Here is an 18,688-nt window from a genome sequence, read left to right as displayed (position 1 = left end):
CCGAGATAGGGTCTGCCGCGTGATTCTGTGGCGAGAGGGCCGTGTCACGTCCGAACGACGCGAATGGGACGGGGCGGTCGAGTACGAGGTCGAGCTCGAGGGGCAGACCCGGCGCGCGCTGGCCTACCCCGCGCTGGTCGGCCGGCCGAGCGTGGGGCAGCGCGTCCTGCTCAACGTCACCGCCCTGCAGCGGGGTCTCGGCACGGGAGGGTACGCCCTGGTCGTCGCGATTCTCGACACCCTGCCGGCCGATCCCCCGGCCGGCCCGGGTCACCTGGTCAAGGCCCGCTACACGCCGCTGCAGGCGATGGTGCTGGGCGTGGACGAGCAGGAGTCCCAGCACCACGCCGTGCTCGAGGACGCGGACGACCTGCGGGGGCTGCCGGTCGTCGTCGCCGACCTGCACAGCGCGCTGCCCGCGATCGTGGCCGGGCTGCGTCAGGCCGCGCCCCGGGCCCGCGTCGCCTACGTGATGACCGACGGCGGCGCCCTGCCCGCCTGGTTCTCCCGTACCGTCGCCGGTCTGCGGCACGCGGGCTGGCTCGACACCTGCATCACGGTCGGCCAGGCCTTCGGCGGTGACCTCGAGGCGGTCAGCGTGCACTCCGGTCTGCTCGCGGCGAGGCACGTGGCCCAGGTCGACGTGGCGATCGTCAGCCAGGGGCCGGGCAACCTGGGTACCGGCACACGCTGGGGGTTCTCGGGAGTGCAGGCCGGTGAGGTGGTCAACGCCGCCGCCACGCTGAACGGCCGTCCGATTGCCTCGCTGCGGGTCTCCGGCGCCGACGCCCGTGAGCGTCACCGGGGCGTCTCGCACCACTCGCTGACCGCCTACGGCCGGGTCGCGCTCGCGCCCGCCGATGTCGTCGTGCCCGACTTCACCACGTCACTGCCGGAGGTCCCCCTGACCCTTCGGGCTGGGGAGGTGCCCCCAGCGTCGGCACCGGTCCCGCTGCCGGGCGGCAATCCCGAGTCGGCGGCCGTGGGCGACAACCCCCCGATCCCCCTGCCCGAACTCGCCCGCCTGATCGACCGCCAGGTGCGGGCGATCGTGGCCCCGGCCGGCCGGCACCGCGAGGTCCGGGTCGGCGTCGAGGGCCTGCTCGAGGCCCTGAGGGAGAGCCCGGTGGGCCTGTCCACGATGGGACGCAACCTCGCGGCCGACCCGGCGGCCTTCCTGACCGCCGCCGCAGCCGGGCGACACGCGGCGTCCCTGCTGTCAGACTGAAGGGGCCCCTGAGGGAGAAGGAGCGCGCCGGCCCGGCCACACGCTTCGGGACGGGCGGTCTCGACCGGCTCGCGAGTCAGCCGGCGCCGAGTCAGCCGGCGCCGAGTCAGGCGGCGCCGAGTCAGGCGGCGCCGAGTCGCCCGGTGGGATGTGGGCGCACACCCGCGGATGCTGTCACCAGCCTCAGGGGCACGTACTTTTTCGGCCGCAAGGGCCTGTTATCGCTCCTCAGGTGAAGAGCGCGCCTCATCGCGTGAGGTCGCCTCCGCGCGAGCGGCCGGAACCGGCGCGCTCAGGCCGCCACCGCGTCCGCCATTGCCCGGCCACCTCGGGAGGGTGAGGCCGAACGTCGAGAGGACCACCACGTCCCTCATCGACCCAGGCCCCCCAAAGACGAGCGCCCCCACCCCCGAGGGGTGAGGGCGCCGCTGAGAGTGCTGTGATCAGCGGGCGTCGACCAGGTCGACGACGAAGATCAGGGTCTCGTTCGGGCCGATCGCGCCACCGGCACCGCGGGAGCCGTAGGCCAGCTCCGGCGGGATCACCAGACGACGGCGGCCACCGACGCGCATGCCGGCGATGCCCTGGTCCCAGCCCGCGATGACCTGGCCGACGCCGAGGCGGAACTTCAGCGGCTCGCCGCGGTTCCAGGAGGCGTCGAACTCGTCGCCGCTGGAGTAGGCCACGCCCACGTAGTGCGCGGTGACGGTGTTGCCGGCCTGGGCCTCGGCGCCCTCGCCGACGACCTCATCGGTGATCGTGAGCGCGGTGGGCGGCTCCCCTTCGGGGAAGTCGATCTCCGGACGCTGGCGCTCGGTCATGCGTGTCTCCTTGGTGGTTGCTCGTTCGTCAGGGCGCCGTAAGCCTGCTTCAGCTCGGCCCACGGCTCAAATCGAGGGGGGTTACGAGGCGTCCTGCGCGTCGAGGATGTCGACGACGAAGACGAGCGTGTCGGTGCCCTTGATGCCGGCCTCGGTCTTGCCCTCGGCGCCGTAGCCCTCGTCGGGCGGGATCACCAGCAGGATCTGGCTGCCGACGGTCTTGCCGACGAGGCCCTTGTCCCAGCCGCTGATGACCTGGCCGCGGCCGATCGGGAAGGTCGCCGTGGTCTTCTTGGTCCAGGTGGAGTCGAACACCTTGCCGCCCGGCCAGGTCACCCCGGTGTAGTTGACGGTGATGTTCTGGCCCTTCTCGACCTTCTTGCCGCTGCCCTGGATCAGGGGCTGCACGACGAGCGAGTCACCGGCCTTGGAGTCGGGCAGGGTGATCGCGGGCTCACCGGTCTTGGAGTCGAGCTTGACCGTGGGAAGGCCCTTCTTGGGGGTGACCTTCTTGCCGGAGGCCCGCTTCAGCACCTCGGCGGAGCTCTGCACGTCGACCACGAAGACCAGCGTGTCGGTCGGGCCGATGCCGACCGAGGTGACGCCGGAGGTGCCGTAGCCGTCGGCCGGCGGGATCGCGATCAGCACGCGGGAACCGACCGGGGCGCCCTCGAGGCCGGTGACCAGGCCCTTGATGACGCTGCCCTCGTCGAGCGTGAACGCGGCGGTGGACCCGTTGTCGTACGAGCTGTCGAACTTCTTGCCGTCGGCACCGTTGATGCCCACGTAGTCGATGCCGACCCGCTGGCCCGCCTCGACCTTCTCGCCGTCGCCCTCGGAAATGATCTTCCGGGTCGTCTTCTCGGCGGAGTACGGCGTGGGTACATCGACCTTCGGCGCCTCGCCGAACTTGCCGGAGACCTTGATGGCCTCGATGTCTGTCGTCGTAGCGCTCGACGTGCCGGCATCGCCGCCGGAGGAGGCACTGGAGCAGCCGGAGACCACGGCCGCAGCGGCTACGAGAACCGCGCCGGCCCGCAGGAGGGCTTTGCGTGAGAGCACGTTCGACCTTTGTCGTGGGAACGGGACGCCGAACACCCTAGGGCATTTTGCTGGGGGTGCCCGGCACCCACCCCACCCGTCACATGCTCTGGATCAGCCGCTCCACCCGCTCGTCGACCGACCGGAACGGGTCTTTGCACAGAACCGTGCGCTGCGCCTGGTCGTTCAGCTTCAGGTGCACCCAGTCGACCGTGAAGTCGCGCCGCCGTTCCTGGGCCCGCCGCACGAAGTCGCCGCGCAGCTTGGCCCGGGTGGTCTGCGGCGGCACCGATGTCGCCTCGAACACCTCGATGTCGGCCCCGACCCGTTCCACCAGGCCCTTTTTCATGAGCAGGTAGTGCAGGCCGCGGTTGCGGTGGATGTCGTGGTAGGCCAGGTCGATCCGCGCGATGCGGGGCGAGCTCAGCGGGAGGCTGTGCTTGGCCCGGTAGCGCTCGATCAGGCGGTGCTTGATCACCCAGTCGAGCTCGCGGTCGACCAGCGACAGGTCGCCGCTCGAGATGGCCCGCAGACCGCGCTCCCAGAGGTCGAGAACCCGCTTCACGGTGTCGGTCTGGAGTCCGCGGCTCTCGACGAAGTCCTTGGCCCGGGCCAGGTACTCCTCCTGGATCTCGAGCGCCGTGGCCTCGCGGCCGTTGGCCAGGCGCACCTTGCGCCGGCCGGTGAGGTCGTGACTGATCTCGCGGATCGCCCGGATCGGGTTCTCCAGGGTGTGGTCACGCAGCACCACGCCCGCCTCGATCATGCGCAGCACCAGGTCGGTGGCGCCGACCTTGAGCATCGTGGTGGTCTCGGACATGTTCGAGTCGCCGACGATGACGTGCAGACGGCGGTAACGCTCGGCGTCGGAGTGGGGTTCGTCGCGGGTGTTGATGATCGGCCGCGACCGGGTGGTAGCGCTGGAGACGCCCTCCCAGATGTGGTCGGCCCGCTGTGAGAGGCAGAACACCGCACCGCGCGGGGTCTGCAGCACCTTGCCCGCCCCGACCAGGATCTGCCGGGTGACCAGGAACGGGATCAGGATGTCGGACATCCGGCCGAACTCGCCGTGCCGCGAGACCAGGTAGTTCTCGTGACAGCCGTAGGAGTTGCCGGCCGAGTCGGTGTTGTTCTTGAAGAGGAAGACGTCGCCCTGGATGCCCTCCTCGTGGAGCCGGCGCTCGGCGTCCACCAGCAGGCCCTCGAGGATGCGCTCACCCGCGCGGTCGTGAACGACCAGGTGGCGGACGTCGTCGCACTCGGGGGTGGCGTACTCGGGGTGCGAACCGACATCGAGGTACAGCCGGGCACCGTTGCGGAGGAACACATTGCTGGAGCGGCCCCAGGAGACGACCTTGCGGAAGAGGTAACGGGCGACCTCGTCGGGCGACAGCTTGCGCTGCCCCTCGAAGGCGCACGTGACCCCGTATTCCGTCTCCAGCCCGAAGATTCGGCGGTCCATTCCCTTACTGTAGGTGCCTTCTCGCCCAATGGCACCAGTGTGCGGCATTGCGTTCACGCCGGAGTCACCTCCCGGTGAGTCTGCCGATGGGCGGACCTGTGCGTCAGCCGTGGCGTCAGCCGTTGCCTCTGCCGTTACGCCGGCCTCTGGACGCCCTGAATCGTGCGGTGCCGGGACGCCGCCGCCGGGCCCGGTGGCGGAACCACCCGGCCCGAACGGCAGCGATCCGGTCATGCGCCTTCGCCCTCCGGGTGCCCGGGCTGCTGGTCGGGCTCGCTGGACACCGGGTCGCCCGGTGCCGGCGCGGGCGGCACCGGCGTCTCGGGAGCCTGCTCGCCGGTGAGGGTGTCGTGCTTGCCGGGCCGCGAGTCGTCGCTGCTGGGGACGTCGGTGGTGGGGTCGTCGGGCGCCAGGAGCGCCTCGAGCAGCTGCCCGCCGAGACGGCGGAACGCCCGCCGGGGCCGGGCCCGGTCGAGCACCGCCACCTCGAGCCGGTCGGACGTCAGTGTGCGCCCGCCGGGGGTGTCGGTGCCGTTGCCACCGCTGCCGTTACCGCTGTCGCGCGAGAGCATCTCGACGGCCAGGGTGAGCGCCGCCGACAGGGTCAGGCCGGGCCGCCACCGCTCCTGCATGCCGGTGGCGATGGCGTCGGCCTGGCCGCCCATCACCACGAAACCCTGCTCGTCGGCGACGGATCCGTCGTAGGTGAGGCGGTAGATCTGGTCGGTCTCGGGGGTCTCCCCCACCTGCGCGACCGCCAGCTCCACCTCCATCGGCTTGGAGTCCTGGGTGAACACGTTGCCCAGGATCTGGGCGTACGCGTTGGCCAGGCCGCGGGCCGTGACGTCGCTGCGGTCGTAGGAGTAGCCGCGCAGGTCGGCGTAGCGCACGCCGGCCACCCGCAGGTTCTCGAACTCGTTGTAGCGCCCGGCCGCGGCGAAGGCGATGCGGTCGTAGATCTCGCTGATCTTGTGCAGCGAGCGCGAGGCGTTCTCGGCGACGAAGGCGATGCCGTTGTCGTAGCCGAGCACGATGACCGGGCGGCCGCGGGCGATGTTGCGCCGGGCGTAGTCGGCCCGGTCTTTCATCTGCTGCTCGGGCGGGACGTAGAACGGCATGCTCATCGTGCGTCACCCCGCTCGGTCAGGGCCCGGAACGCGGCCTCGGTCTCGTCTTGTGTGAGGCGGCGGTAGCCCTCGGCGGTGACCACCACGATCACCGGGTAGATGCGCCGGCCGGCGTCGGAACCGCCGGTGGCGGAGTCGTCGTCGGCCGCGTCCTGCAGCGACTCCAGCACCACGGAGACGGTCTCGTCGGCACTCAGGCCCGGACGCCAGCGCTTCTTGAGCGAGCCCTTGGCGAACAGCGACCCGGAGCCGGTGCTGTGGTAGCTGTGCTCCTCGTAGCGGGCACCGCTGATGTCGTAGGAGAAGATGCGCCCGACGTTGCGGTCGAGGTCGTAGCCCGCGTAGAGCGGCACGACGGCGAGACCCTGCATGGCCATCGGCAGGTTGCCCCGCAGCATGGTGGCCAGGCGGTTGGCCTTGCCCTCGAGGGACATCAGGGCGCCCTCGATCTTCTCGTAGTGCTCCAGCTCGACCTGGAAGAGCCGGATCATCTCGATGGCGGGCCCGACGGTGCCGGAGATGCCGACGGCCGAGTAGTCGTCGGCCGGGTAGACCTTTTCCATCTCGCGGTGGGCGATGTAGTTGCCCATCGTGGCGCGCCGGTCGCCTCCCATGACGACCCCGCCGTCGAACGTGGCGGCGACGATCGTGGTCGCGTGCGGCAGCTCGGGCACGGCGGCTCCGGCGACTCCGGCAGCTCCGGTGGGGAGGCTACGGCCGGGCAGTAGGTGGGCGGCGTGGGCGGCGAGGAAGTCCGTGAACGAGGAGTTGCCCGGAGCGAAGAACGCCTCCGGCAACCGCCCTTCACGGAAGGGATCGGCAGTCACGGCTGAAACCCTATCCAGACGGACGGCGTTCGCTCACCGGGAAGACGTGAAAAGTTTTCCCCGGACGGCGAAATGGCCGTGGTGGCGGCGGGGCGAGGGCAGCGTCGGGAGCGGAACCGGACCCGGGGGCCCGGTCCGCACCAGGGGGCTGCCGTCACTGGCCGCCCTTCTGCACGAAGCCCTTGACGAACTCCTCGGCGTTGCTCTCCAGGACGTCGTCGATCTCGTCGAGGATCGCGTCCACGTCGGCGTCGGTGGACTGCGCCGCACCACCCGCGGGCGGCGCCGCGGGAGCGGCGTCGTCGGCCGGCTCGTCGTCGCGTCGGGTCGGGCGCTGCTGTTCCTGACCGGCCATGACTGCCTCCTGCGCTCAGTTGCGAGCTTCCTTGCAGTGATCCTAGGCATGGGATCGCGTTTTCGGCGCGTGCCGTAGCCCACTGTCCGGGAAGAATTACGTGATCGACAACGCGTACCGGAGCGAAAACACTCCGCTGTCTACTCCGCCGCCAGGGCGTCCACCAGATCGGCGGCCGTCTCGCAGCGTTGCAGAAGACTCTCGACGTGCTCCTTCGTGCCCCGGGAGGGGTCGAGCGTGGGCACCCGCTGCAGGGCGCCCCGGCCCGGGATGTCGAAGATCACCGAGTCCCAGCTGGCCGCGGCCACGTGCTCGCCGTAGCGGGCCAGGCAGCGACCGCGGAAGTAGGCCCGGGTGTCGTGCGGCGGCTCGTGCACGGCCTCGGTGATCTCCTCGTCGGTGACCACCCGCTCGACCTGACCGCGCGAGGCCAGACGGTGGTACAGGCCCTTCTCCGGGCGCACGTCGGCGTACTGCAGGTCGATGGCCTGCAGGCGGTGGGCGTCCCAGTTGAGGCCCTCGCGGTTGCGGAAACCCTCGAGCAGGCGCAGTTTCGCCACCCAGTCGAGCTCGCGGGCGCAGAGCATCGGGTCTTCGCCGAGACGGCTGAGCACGCTCTCCCAGCGGTGCATCACCTCGACGGTGGCCTCGTCGGCGTCGTCACCGTAGCGGTCGGACACGTAGGCGCTGACCTGCTCGAAGAACAGCCACTGCAGTTCGAGGGCGGTCATCGAGCGGCCGTCGCGCAGGGTCACCTGCTGCTTGAGCGTGGGGTCGTGCGAGATGTCGTGCAGCGTGCCGACGGGGCGCTCGATCGACAGGTCACGGGTGAACGCCGCGTCTTCGATCATCGCCAGCACCAGGTTGGTGGTGCCGAGCTTGAGCAGCGTGGCCGGCTCGCAGAGGTTCGCGTCGCCGATGATGACGTGGAGGCGGCGGTACTTGTCGGCGCTGGCGTGCGGCTCGTCGCGGGTGTTGATGATGGGCCGCTTGAGGGTGGTCTCGAGCCCCACCTCGACCTCGAAGAAGTCGGCACGCTGGGAGATCTGGAAGCCGGTGCCGGTGCCGTCCTGCCCGCGCCCGACCCGGCCCGCGCCCGTGAACACCTGCCGGGTGACGAAGAACGGCGTGAGGTACTTGACCACGTCGGCGAACGGCGTGGACCGGCGCATCAGGTAGTTCTCGTGGGTGCCGTAGGAGGCGCCCTTGTTGTCGGTGTTGTTCTTGTAGAGGTTGACGTCGCCCAGGCCCGGGTTGGCCGCGATCCGCCGCACCGCCTCGAGCATGACCCGCTCACCGGCCTTGTCCCACAGCACCACGTCACGCGGGCTCATGACCTCGGGCGAGGAGTACTCCGGGTGCGCGTGGTCGACGTACAGCCGGGCGCCGTTGGTGAGGATGACGTTGGCCAGGCCCGGGTCTTCGGGGGCGTCGGTGAGCTGGCTGGCGTGCGCGCTGTCGCGGCTGATCTCCCAGCCCCGGGCGTCGCGCAGCGGCGCCTCGTCCTCGTAGTCCCAGCGGGCCCGCCCGGCGCGGCTGCCCAGCGGCGCCGCATAGGCGTTCACCACCTGCGACGACATCAGCATCGCGTTGGCGGCGGGGTCGCCCGGGGCGGAGACCCCGTACTCGGTCTCGATTCCCATCACCCGGCGGGCGGTCACCGGAGCCCCGCCGTCTGCCCCGCCGTTTGCCCCGCGGTCTGCCCCGTGGTCGGCCCAGCCATCGTCGCGCTCATGGAGCCAGCCTAGGCGCCGGGTCCGACAACCACCCGGGCACCTCGCGTGACGCCTCGCCCGAGGCCCCCCATGAGGCGCTCCGTGAGGCGCTCCGTGACGCGCTCCGTGACGCCCTCCGTGACGCCCTCCGTGACGCCCTCCGTGACGCCCTCCGTGACGCCCTCCGTGACGCCCTCCGTGACGCCCTCCGTGACGCCTCGGACGAGGTGGCCGGTTCGGCCCGGTCGAACCCGGCTCGGTGGCTACGCTGGCACCCCCGCGGAACCGCGCCGGGCACCCCGGAAGGATTGTCGGTCATGAGCTCATCCCCCACCCGCCTGGACGGTCGTGCCCTGGGCGTCGCCGCCCTCGCCGACGTGGTCTGCGTGCTGGTCTTCGTCGCCGTCGGCCGCAACTCCCACGAGGAGGGCATCACCCTCGCGGGGCTGCTCACCACCGGCTGGCCGTTCTGGCTCGGCGTGGCCGGTGGCTACGTCGGGGTGGTCGCGTTCCGGCTGGCCCCGGCGAGCCTGTCCGGCTGCGCCATGGTGCTGGTGAAAACCCTTCTCATCGGCATGATCCTGCGCAGCGCGGTGCAGAACGACGGCACCCCGGTCTCGTTCGTGGTCGTCGCCACCGTGTTCCTGGCCGTCACCACCGCCGGCTGGCGCATCGCCGCCCGGTTCGCCGCCCTGCGCGCGGCCTCGAAAGGCCCTGTCGCCGTACGGTGACCCGACCGCCCGACATGACCGGCACGTCCACCGTGACCAGGCACCCAGGGCCTCATCGACGGCCGGCGACCAGCAGAACCCAGCCACCCCCGGACGCCTTCCGGACCGCGGCCGGCGACCACGTCGTCCTTCATCCGGAAGAACGAGACCGGTCGGCCCCCGCGAACGGGAGCCGACCGGAACCGCTTACAGGTACTGCCCGGTGTTGGCCACCGTGTCGATCGAACGGCCCGGCTCGGTGCCCTGCTTGCCCTGGATGATCGTGCGGATGTAGACGATCCGCTCACCCTTCTTGCCCGAGATCCGCGCCCAGTCGTCGGGGTTGGTGGTGTTGGGCAGGTCTTCGGACTCCTTGAACTCGTCGACGCAGGCGTCCAGCAGGTGCTGCAGCCGGATGCCCCGCTGACCGAAGTCCAGGAAGTTCTTGATCGCGCCCTTCTTGGCCCGGTCGACGATGTTCTGGATCACCGCGCCGGAGTTGAAGTCCTTGAAGTAGAGGATCTCCTTGTCACCGTTGGCGTAGGTGACCTCCAGGAACTGGTTCTCCTCGGTCTCGGCGTACATCCGCTCGACCGTGCGCTGGATCATCGCGTCGACCGTGCCGCTGCGCGAGCCGCCGTTGGCGTCGAGGTCGTCGGGGTGCAGCGGGAGATCCTCGGTCAGGTACTTGGTGAAGATGTCCTTGGCGCCCTCGGCGTCGGGCCTCTGCACCTTGATCTTCACGTCGAGCCGGCCGGGCCGCAGGATGGCCGGGTCGATCATGTCCTCCCGGTTGGAGGCACCGATCACGATGACGTTCTCGAGCCGCTCGACACCGTCGATCTCACTGAGCAGCTGCGGCACGATGGTGGTCTCGACGTCACTGGAGACACCCGAGCCACGGGTGCGGAAGAGTGACTCCATCTCGTCGAAGAACACCACCACGGGCGTGCCCTCGGAGGCCTTCTCGCGGGCCCGGCTGAAGATCAGCCGGATGTGCCGCTCGGTCTCACCGACGTACTTGTTGAGCAGCTCCGGGCCCTTGACGTTGAGGAAGTAGCTCTTGGAGTCCTTCAGGCCCCGCGCCTCGGCCGCCTTCTTGGCCAGCGAGCGCGCCACCGCCTTGGCGATCAGCGTCTTGCCGCAGCCGGGAGGACCGTAGAGCAGCACGCCCTTGGGGGCCTTCAGGCCGTGCTCGCGGTACAGCTCGGGGTGCAGGAACGGCAGCTCCACGGCGTCGCGGATGTTGGCGATCTGCGGCCCCAGGCCACCGATGTCGGAGTAGTCGATGTCCGGGACCTCTTCGAGGACGAGCTCCTCGACCTCGGCGCGCGGCACCCGCTCGAACGCGAAACCCGCCCGCGGGTCCATCGTCAGCGCGTCGCCGATCTTCAGCTTGACGGTGCCGTCGCGCAGCTCCCCGGCCAGGTGCACGACGCGTTCCTCGTCGGCGTGCGCGACCACCAGGGCGCGCTCGCCGTCGTCGAGGATCTCCTTGAGGATGACGATCTCGCCGGTCTTCTCGAACTGCCGGGCCGCGACCACGTTGAAGGCCTCGTTGAGCATGACCTCCTGGCCCGCCCGCAGCTCCTCGACCTCGATCGAGGGGCTCACCGACACCCGCATCTTGCGGCCGGAGCTGATGACCTCGACCGTTCCGTCCTCGGCCGGCGCGAGGAAGACCGCGAAGGTGTTGGGCGGCTGCGCCAGCCGGTCCACCTCGGCCTTGAGCTGGACGATCTGCTCACGCGCGTCGCGGAGGGTGCCCGCGAGGCGCTCGTTCTGGGACCCGAGCTGATTGACCTGGGCCCGGAGACGGTCGATCTCGTCGCCCGCCGCCCCTGGAATCCGCGCCGCCGAGAGTCGCTCGACCTCCTGCTGGAGGCGAACGATCTCGCGCCGTAGCGCGGCCTCGTCAAGGCCGTACCCGCTGCTGTGGTCGGTCATGGCGGTAACCCTCCCGTCCGGCGCAAGGTCGACGCTGCCGACCTTTGCTCGTCATCGCGTCCAACGACCCGACGACGTAAATCCATCCACGAGATGAAATCTCGCGCCCGGTGACTCCGTCGTCAGCCGGGAAAGCAGTCATCCTGGCACGTATGGCGTCACCTTGGGTGAACCCATGGTCACTTGACTGTTCGTAGCTGAACAAGCAACGTGACCGAGATCTCTCCACCGTTCGGCCCATGCCAGGCATCCCGTTGGCTCAGAACCATTACCCGCCGGACGCGAAAAAGCCAGAGCAGACGGGCATCAATTAGCGGGATCGAAACCTGGGGCGGTCTCTTCCTCGGGGTTCTCCCGGGTCGCGGTGACGTCACGCCGCACCTTGCGGACCTTCTTGTCGGACACCGCGCGCTCGCCGAGGTCCTCGGCCGTCCACTCGCTCCAGGCCTCGGCCACGCCCGCCTCGTTCTCCGAGGCGGCCTTCGCGGGGCGGCGACGGCGGGCGGGGGCGGTGAGGCCGTCGGCCATCCGCCGGGTGGTCAGCAGGAAGCCGGTGTGGCCCACCATGCGGTGCTGCGGGCGCACGGCCAGACCCTCGAGGTGCCAGCCGCGCACCATCGACTCCCAGGCCGTGGGCTCGGTGAAGCGGCCGTCGGCCTTGAGCGCCTCGGCGGTGCGGGACAGCTGGGTGGCGGTGGCCACGTAGCAGATCAGCACGCCGCCGGGCACGAGCGCCTTGGCCACCGCCTCGAGGCAGTCCCAGGGCGCCAGCAGGTCGAGCACGAAACGGTCGGCGTCGGTCTCCACCACGTCGGTGGCGACGTCACCCACGGTGATCTGCCAGGCCGGGTGCGGACCGCCGAAGAACGTCTCGATGTTGGCCCGGGCGATGTCGGCGAAGTCTTCGCGGCGCTCGTAGGAGTGCACCAGGCCGGTGTCGCCCACGGCCCTGAGCAGGGACATCGTGAGGGCACCGGACCCCACGCCGGCCTCGATCACCCGGGCGCCGGGGAAGATGTCGGCCATCTGCACGATCTGGCCCGAGTCTTTCGGGTAGACCACGGCGGCACCGCGCGGCATCGACAGCACGTAGTCGGCGAGCAGCGGGCGCAGCGCCAGGTACTCGACGCCGGCGGTGTTGCGCACGACCGAGCCGTCGGGCTCGCCGATCAGCTCCTCGTGGCGGAAGAACCCGCGGTGGGTGTGGAACTGCTTGCCCGGGTCGAGGGTGATCGTGTGCAGCCGGCCCTTGGGGTCGGTGAGCTGCACCCGGTCACCGGCCCGGAACGGGCCCCGGCGGTGATCGGCGCCGGTGGGGGCGGGGGGTGCTTCGGTCATGAGGAGCGAGTCTATGGGCGGCGCGGGGGTGGGTCGCGCGGGGTCGGTGCTTCCGGGCCTGCTCGGGCTTCTCAGGGCTCAGGTGCTTTTGGACGCGTCGGTGCGGCTGTCGCTGCCGGGTCGCGGTTTTGTTCTCAGGGGGCCACGAAGCGGGCCACGTCCTCCCAGTCGAGGACCCCGATCACGGCGTCGTCGTCGCCCAGCACGGCGTAACGGGCGGTCGGCACGTCCTGCAGCGCCTGGATCAGGGACTGCCCGGCCAGCCCGGTGCTGAGCACGGCCCCGGCGGGCAGGGCCTCGGCGACGGTGCCGGCCCGGACCTCCTCGGCGCGGGCGGCGGGCACCCCGGCGGCGGCGCGCTCGTCGACGATGGCGGAGGGCCGGCCGTAGACGTCGAGGACCACCACGGCGGTGGCCCCGGCGCCGGCGGCGGACATCAGGGCGCCGGCCACGGTGGCGTTGGAGGGCACGGACACGGCGGGCTGGAGCAGGTCGTCGACCAGCACGGCGTCGGCGCGGATGTTCCAGCGCGCCACCTCGACCGCCTGCCCGGCGGCACGCCACAGCAGCACGCCGACCAGCACCAGCCAGAACGCGCTGGCGGGCCTGTGCTCACCGGTCAGGACGGCGAAGCCGGCGTAGACCAGGGTGCCGACCGCCACCACCCGCCCGGCGTGCCCGGCGAAGACGGCCGCGGTCAGGCGGTCGCCGCTGATGCGCCAGACGATGCCCTCGAGCACCCGGCCGCCGTCGAGCGGCAGACCCGGCAGCGCGTTGAAGACGGCGACCACCAGGTTGGAGGTGGCGGTCGCGGCCAGCAGCAGGCGCGCCACGCTGCCGTGCGGGGCGGCGTCGACGAACTGGTGCGCGGTGAACGCGATCAGGACGTTGGACAGCGGGCCCACGACGGCCACCACCACGGCGCGCCAGGGCTGCGGCGAGGGGGTGTCGAACGCGGTGTGCCCGCCCCACAGGTCGAGGACGATCGCGGTGGCCGGGGTGCCGGTGGCCGCGGCGGCGACGGCGTGGGCGGCCTCGTGCACGAACACCGACAGCAGCAGGATCAGGGCGAAGACGAAGCTGATCAGGTAGACCCCGGCGCCGGTGACGTCGACCCAGGCGCGCACGGTGGGCGCGAACAGCAGGGTCATCGCGACGGCGATGAGGAACCACGAGGGACGCAGGTACACCGGTACCGGGCCGACGCGGCCCAGGCGGATGCCGGACTCGGTGCTCTGCTCGCCGCTCTGCTCGGTGCTCTGCTCGCCCTGGCTCATCGGGCCCGGCCGCTCGTGCGGCGGGAGATCTGTCCGCCTGGCCCGGGGTTGGTCACGTGCAGGATGTTAAGGCAGGTCGATCACCGTGTCGGGCGGACATTCCGGGCTTCCCCAGAACTGTCGGACCCCGCGTCTAGGGTTTTCGGTATGGCAGCAGCGCTCAGCCCGTCCCGGGCCTCCGACTTCATGCAGTGCCCGCTGCTGTTCCGCTTCCGCGTGATCGACCGGCTGCCCGAGGCGCCGAGCCCGGCCGCGGTGCGCGGCACGCTGGTGCACGCCGTGCTCGAGAAGCTGTTCGACCGGCCCGCCGGGGAGCGCACCCCGCAGGCGGCGCTCGAGCTGCTGCGGCCGACCTGGGAGCAGGTCAAGCAGGAGCGCGCGGAGGCGGCGGAGCTGTTCGCCTCGGGCGAGGGGCTGGAGAAGTGGCTGGTCTCGGCGGAGCGGCTGATCGAGCGCTGGTTCGCCCTCGAAGACCCGAACCGGCTCGAGCCGGCCGACCGCGAGCTGTACGTCGAGACCACGCTCGACGACGGGCTAGTGCTGCGCGGTTACGTCGACCGGCTCGACGTGGCCGCCGACGGGCGGCTCCGGGTGGTCGACTACAAGACCGGGCGGGCGCCGTCCGAGGCGTTCGAGGCCGGGGCGCTGTTCCAGATGAAGTTCTACGCGCTGGTGCTGTGGCGCTCGCGCGACGTGCTGCCCACCATGCTGCAGCTGGTCTACCTGGGCGACGGCGAGATCCTGCGCTACGAGCCCGACGCGGCCGACCTGCTCGCGGTCGAGCGCAAGGTGAAGGCGCTGTGGGAGGCCATCACCCTGGCCGCCCGCACCGGCGACTGGCGCCCGTCCCCCGGCCGCCTGTGCTCCTGGTGCGACCACCGGGCGATCTGCCCGGCCCAGGGCGGCACCGCGCCGCCGGTGCCGGCCGACGCGCTCGAGCGGTTGCTGACCCGGGCCTCACCGGGCGTGCCGCCGGCCGGGCCCGTCCTCGTGGAGCCCGCATGAGCCGTATCTGACGCCGCGTCCCGCGGCTCGTTACTCACGTGGCACTACGTGCACGCGCACGGCCCGGTCGCGGCTCGGCCGACCGCCCGGACGGCAAGATGACCAGCGGGCGGTGCACCACCCCTGGCTCCGGATCGAGCAAGATCGGGGTCAGTATCAGGGAGGCACCCGAGGTGTGGGGGCAGACACCTCGGGCGTAATGGGTCCGGACCCGGACGCGGCACCTCGGAAAGCCGTCCGGGCCGGTGCTCCGGCTCACCGTCGCGCCGGATGTTCCAGGTGATCTCAGGTGGTCTCAGGTGGGGGGACACGACCGTCCCCGCGCAGTTCCGAAGACGAAACTCAGGGGAGTTCAGGGTGGGAACCGAAGCGATCGCGAGAGCGATTGATCTGCAGAAGATCTACGGTCAGGGCGAGGCCCAGGTGGCGGCCCTGCGCGGGGTGAGCGTCGACTTCGGGCGGGGCGAGATGACCGCCATCATGGGCCCTTCCGGTTCGGGCAAGTCCACGCTCATGCACTGCATGGCCGCCCTCGACAAGCCCACCGGCGGTGACGTCGAGATCGACGGCGTGCAGGTGCGCGGGTTGAAGGACAAGGCGCTCACCCAGCTGCGGCGCGACCGCCTGGGCTTCATCTTCCAGTCGTTCAACCTGGTGCCGACGCTGACGGCCAGGGAGAACATCACGCTCCCGCTCGACATCGCGGGGCGCAAGGTCGACCAGGCCTGGTTCGACACCGTGGTCGACACCGTCGGGCTGCGCGACCGGCTCGGCCACCGGCCCACCGAGCTGTCCGGCGGTCAGCAGCAGCGCGTGGCCTGCGCCCGGGCCCTGGTCAGCCGCCCGGCCATCGTGTTCGCCGACGAGCCGACCGGCAACCTCGACTCCCGGGCCAGCGCCGAGATCCTGTCGTTCCTGCAGAACTCGGTGCGCGAGTTCGGGCAGTCCATCGTCATCGTCACGCACGACCCGGTCGCCGCCGGGTACGCCGACCGCGTGCTGTTCCTGGCCGACGGCTCGATCGTCGACGAGATGGTCGACCCGACGGCCGACAAGGTGCTCGAGCGCATGCGCGGTTTCGACGCGACCGGACGGCGCAGCTGACATGTTCAAGGTCACCGTCAAGGGAATCTTCACCCACCGGCTGCGTTTCGCGCTCACGGCACTCGCGGTCTGCCTGGGGGTGGCGCTCGTCGCCGGCACGCTGGTGCTGAGCGGCAGCATCAACCGCACGTTCGACGGCATCGTCGAGCAGACCACCGCCGGCACCGACGTTCAGGTGCGCGGGCAGCAGCTCGACACCACCTCGTTCGACGGCTCGAAACAGCGTGAGCCGCTGCCGCTCTCGCTGCGCGAGAAACTCGAGGCCGTCGACGGCGTGGCCCGGGTCGCCCCCGACATGAACGGCACGGCGATCCTGGTCGGCAGGAACGGCACCGCCGCCCGCAACGGCGGTGCGCCCAACCTCGGCTTCGGCTACTCCCCCGACGATCCGGTGGTCGACCTCACGCAGGGGCGCGCACCGCAGAAGAAGGGCGAGGTGATCGTCGAGTCGACCACGCTCGAGCTGGCCGATCTCAAGGTCGGCGACACCACCCGGGCGCTCATCCAGAACGACCCGCAGGACGTGACGATCACCGGCGCCTTCGACTTCGGCTCCGGCCTGGCCGGCGCCACCCTGGTGCTGCTCGACGAGCAGACCGCCATCGACACCTGGGCCCCCGACGGCCAGGTGCCGTCGTTCACCCTGGGCGCCGACAGCGGGGTCGGCGAGCAGGAGCTGCGCGACCGGGTGCAGGCGGTCGTGCCCTCCGGCACCGAGGTCATCACCGGAGAGCAGCTCTACGAGGAGTCGAAAGACGCTGTCGCGTCGGGCATCGGCTTCATCACCACGTTCCTGCTGATCTTCGCCTCGATCGCGGTGTTCGTCGGCGCGTTCATCATCGCCAACACGTTCTCGATGCTGGTGGCCCAGCGCACCCGGGAGCTGGCGCTGCTGCGTGCGGTGGGGGCCTCGCGCGGTCAGGTGCTGCGGGTGGTGCTCGGCGAGGCCGCGATCCTCGGCCTGGTCGGCTCGGCGATCGGTCTGGGCCTGGGGGTGCTGCTGGCGGCCGGTCTGCAGGCTCTGGTCGAGACCGTCGGCCTGGAGATCACCGGCGGCCTGCCCGTCACCCCGACCACGGTGCTGATCAGCCTGCTGGTCGGGCTCGTGGTCACGATGGCCTCGGCGGTCATGCCGGCCCTGCGGGCGGCCCGGGTCGCCCCGATCGCCGCCCTGCGCGACGACACCCAGCCCCCGCCCGGTGGGGTGCTGCGCCGCGGCATCATCGGGCTGGTCCTGGTGATCCTCGGGGCCGCCGCCATCACGCCCAGCTCGCTCGGTGACGACCCGAACTGGCCGCTCATCGGGCTGGGCGCGGCGCTGCTGCTCCTCGGCCTGCTGGTGGCCGCCCCCTGGCTGACCCGCCCGGTGGTGCGCCTGGTCGCGGCGCCCTACACCCGGATCTACGGCACCGTCGGCCGGCTGGCCCGCGAGAACGCGCTGCGCAACCCGCGGCGCACGGCCACCACGGCCAGCGCGCTGATGATCGGCCTGGCGCTGATGTCGAGCGTCGGGGTGTTCGCCTCGTCGGCCAACGCCAGCGTGTCCGAGATCGTCGACAGCGAGCTCACCGCCGACTACGTGCTGAGCACCGGTGGCGCGAGCGTCATCCCGACCACGGTCGCCGACGAGGTGGCCGGAATGCCGGGCGTCACCTCGGTGGCCCCGATCCGCTCGGCGCCGATGCGCATCGACGGGCAGGCGGCGTTCGCGCTCGCGGTGGATCCCCGGGCCATCAAGGAGAACGTCCGGGTCACGGTGAACGCCGGGTCGCTGGAGTCGATCGACTCCGGTGACGCGGTGATCAGCCAGACCGCGGCCGACGAGGAGGGCTGGAAGGTCGGGGACCGGCTGCCGCCGGCCGAGATCGGCGCCAAGAGCGGCCAGGTGCTCACGGTGGGAGGGATCTTCGAGGACTCGCAGGCGCTGAACAACCCGAAGATCATGATCCCGCTAGACCTGTACGCCGAGACCGTTCCCCCGGCCCAGCAGGGCGACTTCCTGCTCTACGTGAAGTCCGACGGCTCGGACACGGCCCAGCTGCGCTCCGCACTCGAGAAGACCGTCGAGCCGTTCCTGGTGGTCTCGGTGCAGAACGGCGAGGAGTTCGCGGAGGCCCAGGCGGCGCAGATCAACCAGCTGCTCTACCTGATCTACGCGCTGCTGGCCCTGAGCGTGCTGATCGCCGTGCTCGGCATCATCAACACGCTGGCTCTGTCGGTCTTCGAGCGCACCCGGGAGATCGGCCTGCTACGGGCGGTCGGCATGAGCCGGCGTCAGCTGCGGCGGATGATCAGCGCGGAATCGGTCAGCACGGCGGTGTTCGGGGCGGTGCTGGGCATGGCTCTGGGCCTGGTGCTCGGGCTCGTGTTGCAGCGGGCACTGGTGTCGCAGGGGCTGGAGATCCTCTCCATCCCGTGGATGACGCTGTTCATCGTGCTGGTCTCGTCGGCCGTGGCCGGGATGATCGCGGCCATCCTGCCCGCCTGGCGCGCGGTGCGCCTGGACGTGCTGAGGGCCATCACCGCCGACTGATCCTGCGGGCTGGCCGGCGGACTGGCGGGCTGGCGGGCCGAAGCTGTCGGCAGTCCGAACCTGACGGCAGTCTGGACCTATTGGCAGTCCGAAACCTCACGGCGGGCGGCGCTGGTCGGTGAGCGGCCCTGGTCGGTGAGCGGCGCTGGTCGGTGAGCGGCGCTGGTCGGTGAGCAGGGGCTTCTCCGGCGGACTGAG

At 70.9% G+C, this 18,688-nt stretch carries 15 protein-coding genes; 5 read left to right on the top strand and 10 right to left on the bottom strand.

Annotation, left to right across the window (positions count from 1 at the left end):
* Positions 1-19 precede the first annotated feature (19 nt).
* On the top strand, positions 20-1,228 hold the full coding sequence (locus J2S57_RS22490; RefSeq protein ID WP_307246225.1) for a DUF3866 family protein: 1,209 nt from the start codon (positions 20-22) through the stop codon (positions 1,226-1,228).
* Positions 1,229-1,671: 443 nt separating this feature from the next.
* Here J2S57_RS22490 and J2S57_RS22485 read toward each other — a convergent pair whose 3' ends face one another.
* The 7 genes from J2S57_RS22485 to dop form a co-directional block, all read right to left on the bottom strand.
* A complete protein-coding gene (locus tag J2S57_RS22485; RefSeq protein WP_307246223.1) occupies positions 1,672-2,049 on the bottom strand; it encodes an FKBP-type peptidyl-prolyl cis-trans isomerase in 378 nt (125 codons plus the stop codon).
* 81 nt (positions 2,050-2,130) lie between these two features.
* Positions 2,131-3,111 carry an FKBP-type peptidyl-prolyl cis-trans isomerase gene (locus tag J2S57_RS22480; protein WP_307246221.1) on the bottom strand — a complete coding sequence of 327 codons (981 nt, stop codon included), beginning with the start codon at positions 3,109-3,111 and terminating at the stop codon, positions 2,131-2,133.
* A gap of 79 nt (positions 3,112-3,190) precedes the next feature.
* On the bottom strand, positions 3,191-4,552 hold the full coding sequence (gene pafA / locus J2S57_RS22475) for a Pup--protein ligase (protein ID WP_307246219.1): 1,362 nt from the start codon (positions 4,550-4,552) through the stop codon (positions 3,191-3,193).
* Between the two features lie 230 nt (positions 4,553-4,782).
* Positions 4,783-5,676 carry a proteasome subunit alpha gene (gene prcA / locus J2S57_RS22470; protein WP_307246217.1) on the bottom strand — a complete coding sequence of 298 codons (894 nt, stop codon included), beginning with the start codon at positions 5,674-5,676 and terminating at the stop codon, positions 4,783-4,785.
* Positions 5,673-6,506 (bottom strand): proteasome subunit beta, encoded by an 834-nt coding sequence (gene prcB / locus J2S57_RS22465; RefSeq protein WP_307246215.1) that lies wholly within the window; start codon positions 6,504-6,506, stop codon positions 5,673-5,675. The genes prcA and prcB overlap by 4 nt, the downstream gene beginning before the upstream one ends.
* Before the next feature lie 154 nt (positions 6,507-6,660).
* Positions 6,661-6,861 (bottom strand): ubiquitin-like protein Pup, encoded by a 201-nt coding sequence (locus tag J2S57_RS22460; RefSeq protein ID WP_307246213.1) that lies wholly within the window; start codon positions 6,859-6,861, stop codon positions 6,661-6,663.
* A gap of 140 nt (positions 6,862-7,001) precedes the next feature.
* Positions 7,002-8,522 (bottom strand): depupylase/deamidase Dop, encoded by a 1,521-nt coding sequence (gene dop / locus J2S57_RS22455; RefSeq protein WP_370882500.1) that lies wholly within the window; start codon positions 8,520-8,522, stop codon positions 7,002-7,004.
* 371 nt (positions 8,523-8,893) lie between these two features.
* On the opposite strand from dop, the gene J2S57_RS22450 reads away from it, so the two are divergent.
* Positions 8,894-9,307, top strand: coding sequence for a DUF3054 domain-containing protein (locus tag J2S57_RS22450; RefSeq protein ID WP_307246208.1), 414 nt, complete (start codon positions 8,894-8,896; stop codon positions 9,305-9,307).
* Positions 9,308-9,493: 186 nt separating this feature from the next.
* Here J2S57_RS22450 and arc read toward each other — a convergent pair whose 3' ends face one another.
* The 3 genes from arc to J2S57_RS22435 form a co-directional block, all read right to left on the bottom strand.
* On the bottom strand, positions 9,494-11,233 hold the full coding sequence (gene arc / locus J2S57_RS22445; protein WP_307246207.1) for a proteasome ATPase: 1,740 nt from the start codon (positions 11,231-11,233) through the stop codon (positions 9,494-9,496).
* 306 nt (positions 11,234-11,539) lie between these two features.
* Positions 11,540-12,571 (bottom strand): tRNA (adenine-N1)-methyltransferase, encoded by a 1,032-nt coding sequence (locus tag J2S57_RS22440; RefSeq protein WP_307246204.1) that lies wholly within the window; start codon positions 12,569-12,571, stop codon positions 11,540-11,542.
* A 134-nt stretch (positions 12,572-12,705) separates the two neighbouring features.
* Positions 12,706-13,848 carry a site-2 protease family protein gene (locus J2S57_RS22435; protein ID WP_307246202.1) on the bottom strand — a complete coding sequence of 381 codons (1,143 nt, stop codon included), beginning with the start codon at positions 13,846-13,848 and terminating at the stop codon, positions 12,706-12,708.
* A 147-nt stretch (positions 13,849-13,995) separates the two neighbouring features.
* On the opposite strand from J2S57_RS22435, the gene J2S57_RS22430 reads away from it, so the two are divergent.
* From J2S57_RS22430 to J2S57_RS22420, 3 genes are all read left to right on the top strand, one after another.
* The gene (locus tag J2S57_RS22430) at positions 13,996-14,853 is read left to right on the top strand and encodes a RecB family exonuclease (RefSeq protein WP_307246199.1); all 858 of its coding nucleotides are present in this window, start codon (positions 13,996-13,998) and stop codon (positions 14,851-14,853) included.
* A gap of 357 nt (positions 14,854-15,210) precedes the next feature.
* Entirely contained in the window at positions 15,211-15,957 is a 747-nt protein-coding gene (locus J2S57_RS22425; RefSeq protein ID WP_307246197.1) for an ABC transporter ATP-binding protein, read from the top strand.
* A 1-nt stretch (position 15,958) separates the two neighbouring features.
* On the top strand, positions 15,959-18,490 hold the full coding sequence (locus tag J2S57_RS22420) for an ABC transporter permease (RefSeq protein WP_307246195.1): 2,532 nt from the start codon (positions 15,959-15,961) through the stop codon (positions 18,488-18,490).
* Positions 18,491-18,688: the final 198 nt, after the last annotated feature.

Source organism: Kineosporia succinea, from assembly GCF_030811555.1.
Lineage (GTDB): Bacteria > Actinomycetota > Actinomycetes > Actinomycetales > Kineosporiaceae > Kineosporia > Kineosporia succinea.
The sequence above is the reverse complement of the archived record's forward strand: the minus strand, read 5'-3'. Positions and strand labels throughout refer to the sequence as shown.

Coding starts and splice junctions, on each gene's coding strand:
- J2S57_RS22485 (WP_307246223.1), bottom strand. CDS start 2,049: ATGACCGAGCGCCAGCGTCCGGAGATCGACTTCCCCGAAGGGGAGCCG.
- pafA (WP_307246219.1), bottom strand. CDS start 4,552: ATGGACCGCCGAATCTTCGGGCTGGAGACGGAATACGGGGTCACGTGC.
- prcA (WP_307246217.1), bottom strand. CDS start 5,676: ATGAGCATGCCGTTCTACGTCCCGCCCGAGCAGCAGATGAAAGACCGG.
- J2S57_RS22460 (WP_307246213.1), bottom strand. CDS start 6,861: ATGGCCGGTCAGGAACAGCAGCGCCCGACCCGACGCGACGACGAGCCG.
- J2S57_RS22450 (WP_307246208.1), top strand. CDS start 8,894: ATGAGCTCATCCCCCACCCGCCTGGACGGTCGTGCCCTGGGCGTCGCC.
- arc (WP_307246207.1), bottom strand. CDS start 11,233: ATGACCGACCACAGCAGCGGGTACGGCCTTGACGAGGCCGCGCTACGG.
- J2S57_RS22440 (WP_307246204.1), bottom strand. CDS start 12,571: ATGACCGAAGCACCCCCCGCCCCCACCGGCGCCGATCACCGCCGGGGC.
- J2S57_RS22435 (WP_307246202.1), bottom strand. CDS start 13,848: ATGAGCCAGGGCGAGCAGAGCACCGAGCAGAGCGGCGAGCAGAGCACC.
- J2S57_RS22430 (WP_307246199.1), top strand. CDS start 13,996: ATGGCAGCAGCGCTCAGCCCGTCCCGGGCCTCCGACTTCATGCAGTGC.
- J2S57_RS22420 (WP_307246195.1), top strand. CDS start 15,959: ATGTTCAAGGTCACCGTCAAGGGAATCTTCACCCACCGGCTGCGTTTC.